Here is an 18,240-nt window from a genome sequence, read left to right as displayed (position 1 = left end):
CGGTTAAATGGGGGAGATGAAAATTTCCTTAGTTGGAAACTTTAGGATAAAACTATAGGATAGGTTTTTGAGGGTATATCAAAACAATGCCAAAAGATGCAACAAATGTGACATGTCCGAAAACCTTATGTTTTATAGGTTTTTCGGAATGATACTTTTGAATGTTTTAAATAGATAGGCGATTGAAACGTCTATTTTTTTGCCGAAAACTCGTTTGGGGTAATATGATAAACCTCCTTAAAGGACTTAATGAAGTAGGAGGGTGAATTAAAACCTACTTGATAGGCAATTTCGGTTACGGTAGCGTCTGACTTTGAAAGTAGGTCCGCCGCCAGTTTCAGACGTTCATTTCGAACAAATTCATTTGGTGTCATATGTATGATTGCCTTGAGCTTACGGTAAAGTTGCCTGCGGCTCATACCCATAAGGCTGCTGAAGGTCTCGGTGTTAAATTCGGAATCCGTTATATGTTCGTCCAAGACTTTTTTTAACAATTTAAGGAAGTCGGCCTCTATATTTGTAATGGCCAATTCAGGATTTATACTAAAGGTGTTCCTATAATGTTCGGAGAGACGTTTTTGAGATTGGAGAAGCTGTTTTGTGCGTACCTTTAATTTTTCAACACTGAATGGTTTGGTTATATAGGCGTCAGCCCCGGTCTTAAAGCCCTTTATCTCGCTTTCCTCTCCAACTTTTGCGGTAAGCAGTATCACGGGAATATGGCTAGTAAATGTATTTTGTTTTACTGCGTCACAAAACTCAAAACCATTTCGTTCTGGCATCATTACATCACTAATAATAATATCTGGTAAATGTTTTATAGCTTGTTCCATGCCCATACTGCCATTCTCCGCCTCTAAAATTTGGTACCCCTTTGTAAAATTGGACTTAATGAATGATCTCATATCCGCATTGTCTTCAACAATCAAGAGCTTTGGGTGGCCATGTGATGTGGGTATGTCCAGAGGAACGGGAACCCTGACCGGCGTTGTAATGATTGCTGCCTCAATATCATCATCGGAAAGGCATTTTGTTTTAAACTGATCTTCCTGGTTCTCATTGTTTTCCGTAAAAAAGGATTCTTCAATAGGTAGGGATACGGTAAACTGTAGTTCATTGTCCCTTAAAGTATTGGCTATAATATTTCCATGGGATAGCTCAACGAGCTCTTTGGTAATGTTCAATCCGACTCCTGCACCATTTGAATTTTCGCCTGCACGGTAATAACGGGTAAAAAGTTTTGAAATATCAATGGGATTCTTAGTTTCCGTAGTATTGGTGACATTAAAAATCCAGTATCCATTTTTGACGTGGGACCGTACTTTGATATTTCCGTTTTGTGGTGAATGGTTTACGGCATTGGAGAGTAGATTGGTAGCTACTTTTTTAATTACATCTGGGTCAAACCAAGCATTGTTTATGTGCTGCATGTCAGCACTAAATAAAATCTTTTTTTCTTGAGCTTTTTTTTGGTAAATGTTTATCAAAGGATTCAAGAACATTTGGAGATTACTTGGTTTTACGGAAAGTTTAACATTGTTTTCCTCCAATTTTGCCAAATCTAACATTTGGTTTACCAAACTTAATAACTGTTTTGCATGACGTTGCATTAGGCTTAATTCTTCCTTTTCTTTCAAGGATGTTTTGGCTTGGGACAACTTTTTTTCAATTGGCGATAGGATAAGCGTTAAAGGTGTTCTGAACTCATGTGTTATATTTTCATAGAATCTGGACTTGGTATCGTTCAGCTCTTTCAAAGTTTGGTTTCTCATTTTTTGAGTTTCAAGGGTGTATTGATCCATGATACGTTTCCGGTTAATTTGTTTATTGCGTAAGGCAACCACAATAGAAAATAGGATTATTTCAAGAATCATTAATTTCAAAAAAAAGGTGTAATCCCCTAAAAAAAGGGAAATTACATTACCAGTTATAAGAACCAGGCTCCCAATGAGTACAATTTTGGATATGAAATCCGGTTTTTGGAACATCAGGAACAAAAAAAGGATTATTGAAGTCGCCATCACCACGATGCGGAAAATATCCATTACCAAGAACCGATAGGGGAAGAAGGGAAAAAATATAATTTGAAAACCGTATAGGAAGCCGAAGATCAATATACCAATAAGCAAACTGCGAGTAAATTTAAAGGCTTTGCGAAAATTCTGTTTAAAGTTTAAAAAATGAAAGACAAACCAAATGTAAAGACCGATATTGGCAATATGTGTTATCTGATTTACATAAAAGTAAAGCTCTGGCACGCTTTTTTGGTATGCATTTAAAAAAAGGGAAAGCCTATTGGCATAATAAATGGTCACTCCTAAAAGGTAGAGGCTGTAGATCAAATAACTCTTGTCTTTACTAATGAAAAAATTTACCAGAAATAGAAAAAATGAAATAAAAACAATGCCGATATAGAAATACATGTCGTTTTGTTCGTTTCGTATTTGCAATAGATAGGATTCTAAAGGGTGTGTATTGGAAGCAAACAAATATCCTGGTAAGTATTGCCAATTGAGTTTTGACCATTGGGTCATTATTCTTTTGTTGACGAAGAATGGCCTGGAAAAATCAATATTCTTTGTGCCTAATTCAAGGATATGGAGCTCATCGCTTTCTAATACTTTTTTTTCTTTTTTTGCGAAGTGACCTATGGTGTGATGTTCATAGGACTTGGGGCCCATTACGGGAACAAAAACATCGGATAAGTCCGTCATTCGAAGATGCAGGAACAGCAAATTGGACTTTTGTCTTTCTGGCAGGTGAAATTTGTACCAATAAGTAGATTGAAGGTTGAAGCTTTCCGTTTGTCCTTTTATAAATTCCTTTTTTAATACCTCGTTAAAGGATAATGAATTGGTGGAGTCCTTATAATACTCCACATTGTCCCCATCCAGTGTTTTCCAGTTTTCAGGATCTTGGGTCTGAGGAATTATAGTCCATGGCAAGCATATAAAAACAATCAAGAGTATTGTCTGTTGGATATTTAAAATATTTCTCATCCCAATAATTTATCTTTGGTTGACGGGAAGGTTTACCGAAAATTGAATTTGATTGTTTTCTATGGTGCCTACGGTAACGGTTCCTTGGGCAAGTTCTACCAATTCCTTTACCAATGCGAGGCCTACGCCGATGCCTTCGGAGGTGTCGTTGTCCTGATAAAATCTTTTGAATATTTTGGAAAGGTCCATATTGCTAGATCCTTTTGTTACATTAACAACGGTTAATAACAGAGCATTGTCCTTTTCTTTGGCATCTAAAAGTACACTACTATTTTCAGGGGCATATTTAATGGCATTGGAAAGTAAGTTGGACACTATCTTCTCGATCATGTCTTTGTCAAACCAGCAATTATGTAATCCCTGTATGGTTGTACGCAGCGTCATTTTTTTGGAATTAGCCTTATATTGAAAGGTTTCCGATAATTGTACGAGTTGCGAATTTAAGTTTCCTTGTGTAAGCTTAAATGTTCTCTGGCCGGAATCGAGCAATGATAGATCGGTCATTTGAGAAAAAAGTTCGGTTAGTCTATCCGTATTGTTTTTGGCCATTGTAAGCTCTTTAATATCCTTTTCTGTAAGATTTTTTCGGTTCAACTGGTTTTCCAATGGCCCGGAAACAAGGGAAAGAGGTGTTCTGATTTCATGCGATATGTCCGTAAAGAGCTTTGTTTTTAATTCATCAATTTTTTGCATTTTGTTTTTTTCCATCTCAACACTATAAAATTTATGTCCCAAACCCATGGAGAATACGATTAGTTCCAGAAATACACCCATTTGGGATATGTTGAAACTATAGAAACCGAATACATTGTTAGCTTCTGCACCACCGGAGAACGCATTCTTGGAACCAAAGTATACACCTACCATGGTAAACGCAATCAAAAAGAAATTACCCAAAATGATATAATACCTTAAGGTAGATTTTACAATGATATAGGCCTTTATGACCGCGTAAATAGAGAATATGTGCAAGGGCAGCAAAAAAAGGTTGAGACGGTCTTTTACCAAACCAAAATCCTGGGTAGTAAGTAAGTATAAAAGTGATAATGCCGCGATTATATAAACAACAATGGAGAACCAATAAAGTTCCCTAGAAAACTTTGGGCTGTAACTTTTTATGTCTGCGAAAGAGCTGACGAATTGGATAAATATCCCTGTTACCAATAATAGGGTCGGGGTTAAAATGTAGTAAAAAAGATTTCGGTTATTTGTGAAAATACCCGTTTGTAACTCTAAGTCTATACGTAGGAAGAAATAAGTGGCAAAAAGTAGGATATAGGTTCCATAGAGTAAATAATCGCGCCTATGCAACCTAAGATAGAGTAACAACATAAATAGTCCGATTGCGATAAAACAGCCCTGAAATACAAAAGAAGTGAAAACGGCAACGGCCATATTTGTTATGTGCCAAGGTTGCTCTATTTCAAAATCATAAGCGGCAGGTGACTCTCCCCATACACCATCGTAATTACTTGACAATACTTCAAATTTGTACTTTCCAGGGGAAAGATTGGTATAACGGACCTCATTTTTATTACCGGAAAAAATCCAATCTTCATCGAGGCCTTGTAATCGATATTTGTACTTATTCAGTTTGGGTTGGGAGAATTGTAACGAAGCAAAGTTGAAAGCTATGGTGTTTTGTACGTGTTTTAACGGAATAACGTCGGATAAACTTCGGACGTCGTCAAATACCTTAACTTGGGTAATTACAGTATTGGGCTTAAATGGATTAAAATGAATCTGTTCTGGCTTAAACCAATTTAATCCTTCTAGCCCCCCAAAATAAAGGGTCCCCTCTTTATCCCTAAAATAGGCTCCGGTATTGAATTCGTAAGACTGTAAACCGTTATAATTTCCATAATTTTCAATAGAGGCCCTGCCCTTTTTATGAGAAAATTTAGTAATGCCTTTATTGGAACTCAACCATAAATTATTCTCCCCATCGGGTAAAATACCGTAAATTACATTATTCGCCAGGCCATTTTGTGTAGTAAAATGAAGTGTATTTCCGGTTGTTGGGTCATAGCATTTTAGTCCGTTTCCATTAGTTCCGATCCATAGTGTTTTACCATCATAATATAATGATTTGATTTTGTCGGGGATAGATTTTATTTGTTTGATCTTATCAGTTTCCGTGTCTAATAAAAAAAGTCCGTTTAATTCTGTTCCTATCCAATAGGAATTACTATTTCCTGGTTCAATAGTACGGATGTTATCGGCATTTAGAGAAGAGTTTTTAGAATTATAATGGGCTAGTATACCTTTTTCCTTGTCATAGCGTATTAAACCATGATTACGGGTGCAAAGCCATAATTGACTTTCCGATGCTTTTAAAATTTTCCAAATGGTGAGGTTGTCAATTTCTTTAATATCGGTAATAATACCATTGGAATCCATTTTCTGTAAACCATGTTCTTGGTGACCTATCCAAAGTGTCTGTCCGTCATAAAGTAGGGACATAATTCTATTTCCCTTTAAATTAGAGGCGCCGGGTTTTATGGTGGTGCCTTTCAGCGTTTTCAGATTTATTCTAGTAAGGCCTTTGCCCGAAGTTCCCAACCAAACATTATTATTTTCCTTGGCTATTGACCTTATGATATCTACATTAATGTTTAGGGGCAGCTGTTCGTTGGTCAAAGAATTGAACTTGCTTAGATATTCATCATAATAACTAAGGCCGGCACCATCTGAGCCCAGCCAAATAGTACCCGATGAATCCTGAAAAAGTGATAAAATATCATTATAATTAATGGTATGGGGATTATTTTTGTCAGCGGTAAAATGTTTTATTTTCTCAGAAGGAAAATCAATGATGTATAAACCTTGGCCGTAGGTTGCTACCCAAAGCCTGTCATAACTGTCCATCATTAAATCAAGGATTACTATACTTGTGGGGAATTTTTCTTGAGAAAAGCCCTTGAACAATTTCAGTTTTTTTTCCTGTGCAGAAGCTATAAAAAGACCTTTTTGGTAACTCCCCACATATATATTATTTTTCTTTTGTGCCAAAGAACTGAAATTGATATTGGACACTTTCAAGATTGTGTCCAAGCGATTATTCTTGGGTTCATAACTATATACACCTCCGGAGCCAGCAATCCAAATATGGTCCTGCCATTCCAGGAGATCATAGATTCTTAGAATACTATTGGATTTATTTAATACCTGTATGGTATCGCGGTTAGTATTGTTTATTTTAAAGAGACCCTTACCGTAAGTGCCTATATAGATATTTTTGTCAAGATCTTGGGTTATTACACTAGCGCTATCAATAGACTTTATACTATGGAATTGTCCCTTGTTCCTATCATAAAACTTTAAGGTTCCAGGATTGGTAATGGCCCAAAAATTATTTTCATGGTCTATATACACTTTTCCTAATTTGCTATAGCTAGGCCGGGTAACATCTTCAAATTGCTCATTGACTATTTGAAACTCCCTACCGTCATAACGATTTAAGCCATCCTGTGTAGCAAACCATAAAAATCCCGTAGTGTCTTGCGCAATGCTTATAACACTGTTCTGTGATAGTCCATCATCTACCGTAAGCTCATTAAATGAAAACCTGTCATGTGCCAGGACCAAATCTTGAGCTTCAATAGTATTCAGTACCAAAAACGAGATTAAAAAAACTACATGAAAAAAATTGGATAAAAGTGGATTACTATGATTTTTACAGTTGTACAATATTCTAAGTGGTTGGTTGTATAGATATTACAAGATAACTAAAATATAACCTGTATTAAAAATGGGAGAAGTTACTTTTGGAAGTTTAGTTTTTTAGAGACTGTAAAAAATATCAAAAAACAAAAAAGCCTTCAATGACTTGAAGGCTTTTAGCGGTCTGGACGGGATGCTGCCCTGCATTTTTAACATTTCATTAACATACATTATTTTACTGGTAATCAATTAATTAAATGTATATTGATTTTTATTTTACATCATAAAACACTACTTTTCATGAAAAATGCAGCACGAATGCAGCACGCAAATGTATAATTACAATTTTTATATTTCAGAATCACCAAACAAAAATGGCACCCATAGTATCAAGTTGAGATACTATGAAAATCGTCATGTAAGAATCCAAATCGATACAGGAATTGAAATTGCAATGAAGTATTGGAACAAGGATAAATCGTTTCTTAAAAAATCAAAGGAAGTGGGTTCTGAATTTGTTCAACTTACCCAAATGGACAGCTTGGCCAATCAAATTGTTTCCAGCCATCGAAATCAGGGCAGGCCACTTTCAAAAAAAATGTTCAAAAAACAATTTGAAGAAGGTGAACCGTCCATCAATTCAAAACCTGTCCAAGACTTTTTTACTGAATTTGACCATTATCTGGAAAGCAAAAGGAGCAAGGTGGTCAAAGATGTTATCAAGGATTACAATTCACTTAGAAAGCATTTGGAGGGTTTCCAGGAATTTTCAGGGATCATCATCGATTTTAATGCCTTTGATTTTCATTTCTATCAAGAATGGACGGATTACCTAGCGTACCATGCGCCATTAAAAAATGGAGGTGTCGGAATGAAGAACAACACCATAGGCAAGTTGGTTAAAAACTTAAAGGCTTTCTTAAACGACCGTATGCGCAGAAACCGTATAAAGCCCATAGATCTTTCGGCATTCAAGGTAGTCCAAGAAGAAGTGGATCACATCTATTTGTCCGATGATGAAATTCAGGCTATTGCAGCCGTAGATTGTAAAGCCGATGAAGAATTGGGGAAAGTAAAAGACTTCTTTGTAATTGGGTGTTTGACAGGGCTTCGGTTTTCTGATATTTCAAGGATTCGACCTGAGTATTTGGATGATAATGGGTTTTTGAATATCCGACAAAAGAAGACTTCTGGCCGAATTGTAGTGCCACTTCGTTCCCAAGTCAAGAGTATTTTGAGAAAATATGATGGATATGCCCCAGATATTGATTCATTCACTTTCAATAGGCGTATAAAGGAACTTGGGGATTCAGCCAAGCTTCACCAAAAAGTAGAAATTGAACATAAACGAGGAACAATTAAAGAAGCACAACTTTTGGAGAAATATAAATTGATAAGTTCCCATACCTGTAGACGTTCTTTTTGCACCAATGCTTACCTAAATGGTATTGATGTGCAACTCATCATGAAGATTTCCGGTCATAAATCAGAAAAGGCTTTCCGTCGTTATCTCAAAATTTCAAACTATGAGGCCGCTCAAAAATTGAAAGAGGCCTGGGGTATTTCATAAAACGAAAACGTGTATGATTGTCAAATAAAATCAAACTTCGTTTTTGAACTTTAGGTTTAGTGAGTACCGGGTGCTTTTGAGTTCACCAGATTTGACTAATATGGATTTGTTGACCAAATCCTTTAAATCACGTGTGGCCGTTGATGCAGATGTTTGGGCTATACGAATATAATTGTCTGCACTAAGCCCTCCTTTAAATCCCTTATATCCTGCTTTGAACATACATTGGACTACTTTTAGCTGGCGTTCGTTCATCAAACGGGAGTATTGATCAAAAAATCTGGCTTTTTGAATCAAAAAGTCAATGGTTTTGATGGTGTGTTGTTGTGCTGCAAGTATAGTTTCCCCAAAGTATAGTAGGAATTCAGTAAGGTCTAGTTTGAAATTATGGGCTTCTATGGAAGAATAGTATTCTTTTTTATTGGACTCAATGGTCTGTGATAGGGATATAAGTGCTGGTCTGCCCAAATCCATGGAAATCGATTTTTCTGAAATCCCTCTAGCAATACGTCCATTTCCGTCTTCAAAGGGGTGGATGGCCAAAAAGTAAAAATGTGCCAATCCTGACTTGGCCAATGGAAGCATTTTGGATTTGTTTGTCGTGTGGGTTTCGTTGAACCAACGAACATAAGCTTCCATTTCATTCGTCATTTGTGATGAAGGAGGTGCCTCATAATGTACCGTCGGTTTGTCGAGGCGTCCTGAAACAACTTGCATAGGATCTTCATGGGTCCGATATCTTCCAATATCCACTAAATCCCTTCTGCCATTGGCGAGCATCTGATGCCACTCAAAAAGTTGTTCATGGGTCAATGGTACTGCATATGTACGATATAGATTGACCATCATTTCAGATATTCCATATTCAGCTTGGGGAAGTTTCTTTCTTTCCGTTTCAAGTCCTAAGTTTTTTTTGATGGATTCCTGAATACTCCCACGGTCAAGATATTCCCCTTCAATTGCCGATGTAGTAAGAGCTTCATCCGACAAAACTTCAATTAAAAGCTCATTTTTGTCTTCCTCATCAATATGTTTAATTGAACCAAGAGCTACTCCACTAGTTTGGACAAACTGATATTCCAGGTGCTCCAAAGCTGCCTCATCATATCTGAAATTGGGCCAGTCCTTTTGTTGCCAGTTCCATTTAAAAGCTGTCATGAGCCAAATAATTAATTTTTATAGCTCAAAAATAGTAAAATTATGAGCTATAAATTAATTTTTTATAGCCCAAAACAGGTGATGTGGGTGAGCCGGGTAAACTGAGAACCACTAAAAATGGATTATTTGAACTTTTGACAATCTCGTGCATTTGGTTTGCACTGCTCACTTTCATCCGCCGTAGGTGGAATACATTGACCGTCCTATCCAGCTTGCGTACAACGGTCTTTTATATGAAAAGTAGCGGATTTATGTGCTAATTTTTCAGTTTAATAATGACCTCTAATTTATTCATTTTGTTTTGATTAAGCGATTAAACCGCTATTACTTTTATACAATGTTAGCAAATGTTATTTCTTTGATTTATAAATTTTACAACAATTCTTTTTCTTATCATTTCTAGTATTTCTTTCGTTAATTTCAAGAGTATTGGCTTGTCATCTAAAAAATCAACATATTTTGGGCTTAAGTAATAATAGTATTTAATGAAATTTTGTCCAATTAAATTTTTTACTAAAACTTTGTCACGGAATTTTCTAAATTCCATGGTATGAGGATGTTCTAAATGACCATAAACTCTTGTGGCTATAAAACACGAATCTGATTCCTTATTCAAATTCGCAATTCGTTCAGCATCTTTTTTAATTGCTTCAAATTTTTCTTGTTCCTGTTTATAAATAAGTGTGAATTTTGAAATAATCTTTTTTGCTACAGCAATTTTTTCACTGTCATTTATTAATGAAGAAGTTTTGTCTACAAATTCTAATGTAGCTTGATTAAAGTCTTTAACCTTTAAATCACTTTTTACTATGAACATAGCAAGACAAAATAAACCATATTTTTTATCACTGGCGAATCTTAAAACAGAATCATTACTCATTCCAATTCTCATTCTATTTGGAATATTAAACCCCTCAATTATAGGTTCTCCATATTTGAAAATTTTCATTTTTTTTAGGTCAAGTATTATTTCTTTATGAACCCATAATGGACTTGAGTTATTTGCCAAGTGCTTTATATAGTTTCCCGAACTATAAGCTACAGGGTATTCTTTAAAAACGTATTTGTTTTCGTCTTTTATGAAATTATAGTCAGAATATTTAAAAATTGGTCTTGTTAAACTTTGTCCGTCAGAATTATAAAGAGCACTACGACTAAAGTTATTTTCTTTATCGACTAACACTCTTGCACAAAAAAATTGATTGTCTATTACTTTTGACTCTGAACCTATGAAGTAACTTTTTTCAGTGAAATTTATACTCCCATCTCTTTGATTGGCTTGAAAATCTATTTTTTTTCCGTTCTCGAATATTATTTGATATTTTTTGTTTTCACTTATTAAAAGTCTATTTTTTTTGAGTATTGCAATAACAATTGATTCGTTAACTATCTCACCATATTGGTCAAAACTGAATTTTTGACCCCAATGATATTTTGTACTCAGCTTTTTAAGGGCAAAGATGTTCTTCTTAAGTTCAACAACTTTTTCGTCATTAGAGAAAGGATAAATATCTGTATAATGATTTAGGTTGAATTGAAACTCTAAATCGGTTTTCCTTTTCAGTTCTCGTAAGTCAAAGCCGTTTTCGATATAAAAAAGATATTTAAAATCGTTTTCTAATTCATTGAGTGATTTGATTAAATAATAACCTTTTTCAAGATATCCATATTTGTTGTATGTAAATTGCCTGCCTTTTCGTTCTGCGTCCACAAAATAGAAAAAAGGAAAATTATTCTGTTTCAGGCTCCAAACTGTGTTGTTGAATTCTGATTCTATATCATTTATATGATATTTGTTAATTTTCAGTTTATCTTCAATATTGGGACATTTTCTCCAAAGATTTAGAAACTCTTGACTGTAATCTTTAACTAAATCTATTTCGTTTTTGTTTATGGTAATATTCTCATCATTTCTTGAAGCATTTCTTGTCCAATTGAAAGAGCCTGATATGACTGTTTTTGAGTCGATAATGCAAAATTTGTTATGCATTAGTCCTTTACTCAATTTTATTTCTGCTCCTTTATAGTATAATTTTTTTAATGCATCTGTATTGTTGATTTTGTCATCAAATGCAATGATGCGGACGGAAATTTCTTGGTTTAATAAGCTTTCAAGAGCTTTGATTATATCAGGTTCTGTAATCCAAGCTACTGCAACATCTATTTTGAAATTTGTACAATTAATTTCATCTAAGAGTATGTTTTTAATATTCTCGAAATGAACTTTAGTAGGCATTTATGTAGTTTGGTTTTAATATTTGCAAAAGGCCACGTGGCTATGGCGAGTAGCGTTGACCCGCTATGCAGGGCAAGAGCTTCTGGGAGCCATTAGGCGCTTATTCGCTATAGCCGCTAGTTGGGAAAAGTGCCCGTTTTTCCAATGCGGCGCGCGGGCCAATTTTGGTTTGTTTCGGATAAATATAGGGAATAAGCAGTCGTACTGCGTGGCCTTTGGGGGAAAATAGCACGGGGAGAGGTGCCGCTTGCGATACTGGCCGAGCGGCGGCCGGCATTTTTCCCCAACGGTTAGTGTATGGAAAATTGCAACTAACTTTGGTTTAGCCTAATACCAGCAATTTTTTATATACGGCTTAAGTTTGATTCTCTATAAATTGATTGTATAAATCAGAAAGAACAAAAGAGAGAATTAAGGTTACTATACACGGTGAAGCTTTAGACTTCGACAACATTGATAATCCTCTCTCTTTTACTACTTAAATCACGTTCAGTTCTGTGAGACCTAGATCTCGTTTTCAAGTTGTTGTGAGCAGAAGTAGCCAGTTCTTTCATAAAACATTCGTTATGAATAAATATAAAGAAACTTTTGGAGTCGACATCAGTAAGGATGTCTTTGATGTACATGGTAGTAACATTGGTCACAGCCAGTATAAGAACGATGAAACGGGATTCAGGAAATACCTTAAGGAATTGCCCCAAGGTTCATTGGTGGTTATGGAAGCTACCGGTTATTATCATTATAGACTTGCACAGTTTCTTTACAAAAACGGAGTAATCGTTTCTGTTGTAAATCCATTGTCCATAAAGCGTTTCATACAAATGAAACTGGCCAAGGTAAAGACGGACAAAAGTGATGCAAAGGCTATTTGTGAATACGCTTTGTCCAATGATGTTCCACTCTACAATTCCTTGACGGATACCCAGAGTGAATGTTTACAGTTGTTCCGGTTATTGGACACCTATTTAAAACAACGTACCGCAACTAAGAACAAGATACATGGAGAAGCTGTTCTGGGTATTCCCTCAAAGTTTGTCCATCGTTCCTTGGTGCGTAACAAGAAGCAGCTTGATAAGGAGGTGATAGCCATCGAATCAAAAATCCTTTCCTTGGTAAAAGAAGACCAACAAGAGCAATTGACCTTAATCACCAGTATACCGGGAATAGGTCAAAAGACCGCATTGTTCTTGATAGTTGTGACGGATGGTTTTTCCAAGTTCGAGAATGCATCACAGCTCTGTAGTTATGTCGGAATTACCCCAACGATCAGAGAATCGGGGAGCAGCGTTAGAGGTCGTGCACGGATAAGCAAAGTGGGCAATAGAAAGCTACGTAATCTTTTGTTCCTATGTTCCTTTACCGCCTGCAAGCACAACAAGGCATGTAAGGAGGTATATGAGCGAATCGTGAACAAGGGGAAGAGCAAGAAACTGGCATTGATAGCTGTAGCCAACAAGCTTCTTAAACAGAGTTTTGCAATCGCCAGATCCGGATTGCCCTATGATGAGGGTTTTGTCTCTGTTCTGACTAGAAGGTAGAATGAAAGTAAATGATTTTTTTGACCATAATCCTTACCTATGGGTTGTGGTAGAGGATAACTATGTTTCAAATTTAATGCGGAAAAGAGTTGTTTTTTAGCTCAGTTCTTTGTTGGACAACGTATTTTTTTATTCCACTTTTATTTCAAATTTCAGCAACATCCTCGGTAAGTGGTCATCTAAATTTTCAATGTGTTTGTCACTTAGCTCAATTAAATTCAAGTCGTATTTTGAATAAATTTCTTTTTTGATTTCTTTTCGTTTGGAATATTTAGGATCATTTTCAAGTCCCCAAAACTCGATGTAAACTGCTTTTCCTCCATTTTTTGAAGGAATATAAAAGTCCGAGTAAACATCTTCTTCAATCGGTAGTTTTCTTTCATAAGCGTGTGCTAAACCATAATCGTAAAGTGCATTGTCAATTATAACTTCTGCTCTTGACCTAACTTGGTGCCCGTCTTTAGTTCTTAAATTTGCTGGAAACTTAGTCCTAAAATCATTTAGTTCAGAATCTGCTTGGTTATTGATTATGGTTTCAGGTTCGTTTGAATCTTTATTATTTATTGAACGTAAAAGTGATTTATTACTAATAATTTCCTTTGGCCACATTACATAAGTTCCTCCTGAAGGATGCTCGAATTGAACTCCTCCTACTTTTCTTCCTAATGATGTAACTGACCAACCTTTTATTGCTTTTTCTGTCCAACCAATTTCTGCGAAAACTAAATTTATTCGTTGTGATGATAAATCAAAGTTTTTGCCAACTGTTGTTGCATTTACTAATTCCTGGCGTGTATTTTCTTGAAGGTTAATTGGGTTAAAGTCGGATGGCCAAACTATAAATTCCCCATATTTTTTATTAAAGACTGTTTCTCCTCCGAATTCCTGACCTTTTTTTGTCAGATTCCACTGGTCGTCTTTTCTGTAAATTAATTTTTTTTCAACCAAGTTGTCGAAAAGTTCTCGACTTGAAATTTCTAAATTTTTTGAAAGTTTGGTAGTACTAATTTTTTCCATTCAGTTCTGGTTGTTTATATGTTGCCCAACGGTTGGGCTTAGTTTTAATTAATTGTAAAATTCATAGTTCTTCCACAAGTTGGGTTCGGGCAACGAACAGATGTATATCCTGTTAATTGCCGTTTGTCAACTTGAATCTTTGTATTGCAGAATGGACAATTACCAGAAACTAAATTTGGGTTTCCACCAAATATAAGAGCACTACCTGCACCTAATCCTATACCACTTCCTTGAACAGTAATATCTCCTTGTGTGGTTATTCCATCCATTCCTACACTTCCTTCAGAGCTAGAAAATCTAGTCTTATCTATAAAGTTTTTACTATTGTCTTTTGCGTGAAGATGGGTTTTCTTCGCTTTAATTTCCGTATTCTCAACAACATTTGTGCTATTGTTTTTAGCAATTATAGCAGCAAAGTCAGCTTCAACAAATGAGTTTAAAACTTCTTGATAACTCCAATTTTCGGTTTCCATAATCCACTCGGTTTCAGTATCAGATTTTAACTCACCAATAATCTCATCTATAATAGATTCTACTTGTTCTTTTAGTGAGTTATTATAATTAACTGTTCCACCAATTTCCTGAAGTTTTTCAATGTCATCTTCAATAGTTGAAATTTTATCGTTCGTTGAGTTTATTTCAGACCAAATGTCGTCTAACCTTATCTTGAGAGCTTTGTTGGATGCAATTCTATCTATAACCTGATTACACTGTTGAAATCCAGGAATAGGCAAAAGACCGAGCCAAAAGGCTGTGTAGCTAACATCATCGTGAAGATTTTCGTTTCCAAGATGAATTTTTACAGTTTGTATTAACTCTTTTATCTTTTCAATTGGTTTCATGTTTTATCTGTTTTTTAATTAAGCCCAACGTGTTTGTATATGAGCCGTTGCGTGGGATTTCCCGAACCATTCCAAGTACAAAACCAAGTTGGAAAATCCGACAGGATTTTCCAAATAAGCTCTGACCAAGCAATGGCTTATATACGTCTTAAGTTTGATTCTCTATAAATTGATTGTATAAATCAGAAAGAACAAAAGAGAGAATTAAGGTTACTATACACGGTGAAGCTTTAGACTTCGACAACATTGATAATCCTCTCTCTTTTACTACTTAAATCACGTTCAGTTCTGTGAGACCTAGATCTCGTTTTCAAGTTGTTGTGAGCAGAAGTAGCCAGTTCTTTCATAAAACATTCGTTATGAATAAATATAAAGAAACTTTTGGAGTCGACATCAGTAAGGATGTCTTTGATGTACATGGTAGTAACATTGGTCACAGCCAGTATAAGAACGATGAAACGGGATTCAGGAAATACCTTAAGGAATTGCCCCAAGGTTCATTGGTGGTTATGGAAGCTACCGGTTATTATCATTATAGACTTGCACAGTTTCTTTACAAAAACGGAGTAATCGTTTCTGTTGTAAATCCATTGTCCATAAAGCGTTTCATACAAATGAAACTGGCCAAGGTAAAGACGGACAAAAGTGATGCAAAGGCTATTTGTGAATACGCTTTGTCCAATGATGTTCCACTCTACAATTCCTTGACGGATACCCAGAGTGAATGTTTACAGTTGTTCCGGTTATTGGACACCTATTTAAAACAACGTACCGCAACTAAGAACAAGATACATGGAGAAGCTGTTCTGGGTATTCCCTCAAAGTTTGTCCATCGTTCCTTGGTGCGTAACAAGAAGCAGCTTGATAAGGAGGTGATAGCCATCGAATCAAAAATCCTTTCCTTGGTAAAAGAAGACCAACAAGAGCAATTGACCTTAATCACCAGTATACCGGGAATAGGTCAAAAGACCGCATTGTTCTTGATAGTTGTGACGGATGGTTTTTCCAAGTTCGAGAATGCATCACAGCTCTGTAGTTATGTCGGAATTACCCCAACGATCAGAGAATCGGGGAGCAGCGTTAGAGGTCGTGCACGGATAAGCAAAGTGGGCAATAGAAAGCTACGTAATCTTTTGTTCCTATGTTCCTTTACCGCCTGCAAGCACAACAAGGCATGTAAGGAGGTATATGAGCGAATCGTGAACAAGGGGAAGAGCAAGAAACTGGCATTGATAGCTGTAGCCAACAAGCTTCTTAAACAGAGTTTTGCAATCGCCAGATCCGGATTGCCCTATGATGAGGGTTTTGTCTCTGTTCTGACTAGAAGGTAGAATGAAAGTAAATGATTTTTTTGACCATAATCCTTACCTATGGGTTGTGGTAGAGGATAACTATGTTTCAAATTTAATGCGGAAAAGAGTTGTTTTTTAGCTCAGTTCTTTGTTGGCAACTGGCTTTTTTATATTTTTATCTGTCAATTGATACATAAACTTTTTCAATTCCGAGTTTTTGCCATTTTCCATTTCTAAATTCTGGTCTTGACCTTAAATTTCCTAAAACACCAGACGTTTCTCTAAATCTGTGAGCATTCCAAACTTTTTGTTTAGAAGTTCCATTTTTGTAGAAAGTTGTTATGTAAGCTGTTTTTGTCAATAAAAGTCTGCGCTTAAAATCCGATTCAGAAGATGGATTTAATTCGATTGGTAAAATTCCGTTCGAGTAGTCAATAATTCTCGGTTCAGAATATTGCTTTTTAGGCAGGTCAGATTGAGGCGTTTCCGTTTTTTTGCTTTTAATCTCGACTTTTAATTCTTTAAGAACGGACTCAATCAATTCTCCGTCATATTCGCTCAAAAAATCCTGCTTTATTAATTCCGCCATTTTTTCTTGATAAGATTCTGACAGAATTTTTTCGGTCAATTTTTTGTGTTCCTCTTTGCGGTTTATTTTTTTAAGTGCGTTAAGGGTAAACAATTTTAATAATTCAGTGCTATAACTTTCTTTGCTGAACAGTTCCACAAATTTTTGTCCTTTTTCACTGTCCTCTGTAAATTGGATGGTTTCCAATAAAATCGGGTCATCTTGATTGATTAAATTGCCATCGTAAAAAATTTGAATTGCTTGTCCGATTAAAATTCCATAATCGAGTTTTAGTTGTCGCATATAAGAAAACAACTGACGTTGAAAGGTCGAATTAATTGGAATGCTTGGTAGTTTAATTTCGATTACGAATAATCTCGAATTATCCAATTTTATGATAAAGTCAGGTCTTAATTTATTTACCGAACCAAATTGAAGTGAATGTTCTTTTTCGATTTCGCCCTTGTATTCTTTCCAGTCCAAAATTCGAAGGGCTTGGATTACTTTTTGTCCAAAATCGGTTTCGCTTAAATCCGAAGGAAAGTTCTTTTCAGATAACAAATAACATATTTCATTCCATTTTTCTTTGTTCATTCTCGGTTGTTTTCAGCTTGTTGCCAAAGGCCACGCGGCTATGGCGAGTAGCGTTGACCCGCTAAGCGGGGCAAGAGCTACGGGGAGCCATTAGACGCATATTCGCTATAGCCGCGAGTTGGGGAAAGTGCACATTTTTCCTCTGCGGCGCGAAGGCCAATTTAGGTTTGTTACGGATAAATATAGCGAATAGCGGTCGTACTGCGTGGCCTTTGGGGGAAAATAGCTCGGGGAGAGGTGCCGCAAGCGGTGCCGGCCGAGCGGCCGCAGGCATTTTCCCCCAACGGTTGATTATCTAAAGTAGCCGTTTTAAAGATATGTTAAATGCTCGAGACGGAGTTATTGTCTACTTTTTGTTGTGAATTGTCATAACCCAAATTTGGCAAGTTATTTTATACTTAACTGTTAAATTATAGCAATGCATCCAAGTTAAGGTCCAAACTTTGTTCCATGGTACTCATCCTTGCATACCCAAAAACCATAATCTGAAAATTCAATAAAACGGTTCTTACAGGTTGGACATTATTAAACAAGATCTTAGTTGACACTTCAGGAGAACTCTTATCAGGCTTTAAGCAAATAAATATTTAATGATATATACAATTGTATGATCATACATGTATTTAAAATAGCTTGAAATTTCTGTAAAATATTTGTGGAAAGGGAGAAAGAAGACCAAAATCAGGGTTTGTCCGAGTGTCAGCGTAAACTGAATTTTTTTTTCTCCCTACCCATAACCCTACGGTAGTTGCCAAAAACATCG

10 protein-coding genes are annotated in these 18,240 nt (G+C 35.9%); 3 read left to right on the top strand and 7 right to left on the bottom strand.

Features of this window, described 5'->3' with window-relative positions:
• Positions 1-191 precede the first annotated feature (191 nt).
• Together CJ263_RS05630 and CJ263_RS05625 are read right to left on the bottom strand one after the other, a co-directional pair.
• A complete protein-coding gene (locus CJ263_RS05630; RefSeq protein ID WP_094996363.1) occupies positions 192-2,999 on the bottom strand; it encodes a response regulator in 2,808 nt (935 codons plus the stop codon).
• Positions 3,000-3,008: 9 nt separating this feature from the next.
• The gene (locus CJ263_RS05625) at positions 3,009-6,617 is read right to left on the bottom strand and encodes a sensor histidine kinase (RefSeq protein ID WP_094996362.1); all 3,609 of its coding nucleotides are present in this window, start codon (positions 6,615-6,617) and stop codon (positions 3,009-3,011) included.
• 352 nt (positions 6,618-6,969) lie between these two features.
• Between CJ263_RS05625 and CJ263_RS05620 the strand changes: the two genes are divergently transcribed.
• On the top strand, positions 6,970-8,232 hold the full coding sequence (locus tag CJ263_RS05620) for a site-specific integrase (protein WP_094996361.1): 1,263 nt from the start codon (positions 6,970-6,972) through the stop codon (positions 8,230-8,232).
• A 30-nt stretch (positions 8,233-8,262) separates the two neighbouring features.
• Here CJ263_RS05620 and CJ263_RS05615 read toward each other — a convergent pair whose 3' ends face one another.
• On the bottom strand, positions 8,263-9,390 hold the full coding sequence (locus CJ263_RS05615) for a Fic family protein (RefSeq protein ID WP_094996360.1): 1,128 nt from the start codon (positions 9,388-9,390) through the stop codon (positions 8,263-8,265).
• A 340-nt stretch (positions 9,391-9,730) separates the two neighbouring features.
• The gene (locus CJ263_RS05610) at positions 9,731-11,626 is read right to left on the bottom strand and encodes a phospholipase D-like domain-containing protein (RefSeq protein ID WP_094996359.1); all 1,896 of its coding nucleotides are present in this window, start codon (positions 11,624-11,626) and stop codon (positions 9,731-9,733) included.
• 566 nt (positions 11,627-12,192) lie between these two features.
• Here CJ263_RS05610 and CJ263_RS05600 point away from each other — a divergent pair.
• Positions 12,193-13,164, top strand: coding sequence for an IS110 family RNA-guided transposase (locus CJ263_RS05600; protein WP_094996355.1), 972 nt, complete (start codon positions 12,193-12,195; stop codon positions 13,162-13,164).
• A gap of 129 nt (positions 13,165-13,293) precedes the next feature.
• On the opposite strand, the gene CJ263_RS05595 is transcribed toward CJ263_RS05600, so the two are convergent.
• Complete coding sequence (locus CJ263_RS05595; RefSeq protein WP_094996357.1) at positions 13,294-14,181, bottom strand: glycerol kinase; 888 nt, start codon at positions 14,179-14,181, stop codon at positions 13,294-13,296.
• A gap of 44 nt (positions 14,182-14,225) precedes the next feature.
• Positions 14,226-15,023: an Rcat domain-containing protein gene (locus tag CJ263_RS05590; protein ID WP_094996356.1), complete on the bottom strand. Its 798-nt coding sequence runs from the start codon at positions 15,021-15,023 to the stop codon at positions 14,226-14,228.
• A gap of 359 nt (positions 15,024-15,382) precedes the next feature.
• On the opposite strand from CJ263_RS05590, the gene CJ263_RS05585 reads away from it, so the two are divergent.
• Complete coding sequence (locus tag CJ263_RS05585; protein WP_094996355.1) at positions 15,383-16,354, top strand: IS110 family RNA-guided transposase; 972 nt, start codon at positions 15,383-15,385, stop codon at positions 16,352-16,354.
• Positions 16,355-16,490: 136 nt separating this feature from the next.
• On the opposite strand, the gene CJ263_RS05580 is transcribed toward CJ263_RS05585, so the two are convergent.
• The gene (locus tag CJ263_RS05580) at positions 16,491-17,477 is read right to left on the bottom strand and encodes a type I restriction enzyme HsdR N-terminal domain-containing protein (RefSeq protein WP_094996354.1); all 987 of its coding nucleotides are present in this window, start codon (positions 17,475-17,477) and stop codon (positions 16,491-16,493) included.
• Positions 17,478-18,240 lie beyond the last annotated feature (763 nt).

This window comes from Maribacter cobaltidurans (genome assembly GCF_002269385.1).
Taxonomy (GTDB): domain Bacteria; phylum Bacteroidota; class Bacteroidia; order Flavobacteriales; family Flavobacteriaceae; genus Maribacter; species Maribacter cobaltidurans.
Note: the sequence above shows the minus strand (reverse complement) of the source record. Positions and strands in the feature narration are given on the sequence as shown.

Excerpts from the sequence above, each read along its gene's own strand:
- CJ263_RS05595 (WP_094996357.1), bottom strand. The coding sequence starts at position 14,181 with ATGGAAAAAATTAGTACTACCAAACTTTCAAAAAATTTAGAAATTTCA.
- CJ263_RS05580 (WP_094996354.1), bottom strand. The coding sequence starts at position 17,477 with ATGAACAAAGAAAAATGGAATGAAATATGTTATTTGTTATCTGAAAAG.
- CJ263_RS05620 (WP_094996361.1), top strand. The coding sequence starts at position 6,970 with ATGCAGCACGAATGCAGCACGCAAATGTATAATTACAATTTTTATATT.
- CJ263_RS05615 (WP_094996360.1), bottom strand. The coding sequence starts at position 9,390 with ATGACAGCTTTTAAATGGAACTGGCAACAAAAGGACTGGCCCAATTTC.
- CJ263_RS05590 (WP_094996356.1), bottom strand. The coding sequence starts at position 15,023 with ATGAAACCAATTGAAAAGATAAAAGAGTTAATACAAACTGTAAAAATT.
- CJ263_RS05585 (WP_094996355.1), top strand. The coding sequence starts at position 15,383 with ATGAATAAATATAAAGAAACTTTTGGAGTCGACATCAGTAAGGATGTC.
- CJ263_RS05610 (WP_094996359.1), bottom strand. The coding sequence starts at position 11,626 with ATGCCTACTAAAGTTCATTTCGAGAATATTAAAAACATACTCTTAGAT.
- CJ263_RS05630 (WP_094996363.1), bottom strand. The coding sequence starts at position 2,999 with ATGAGAAATATTTTAAATATCCAACAGACAATACTCTTGATTGTTTTT.
- CJ263_RS05600 (WP_094996355.1), top strand. The coding sequence starts at position 12,193 with ATGAATAAATATAAAGAAACTTTTGGAGTCGACATCAGTAAGGATGTC.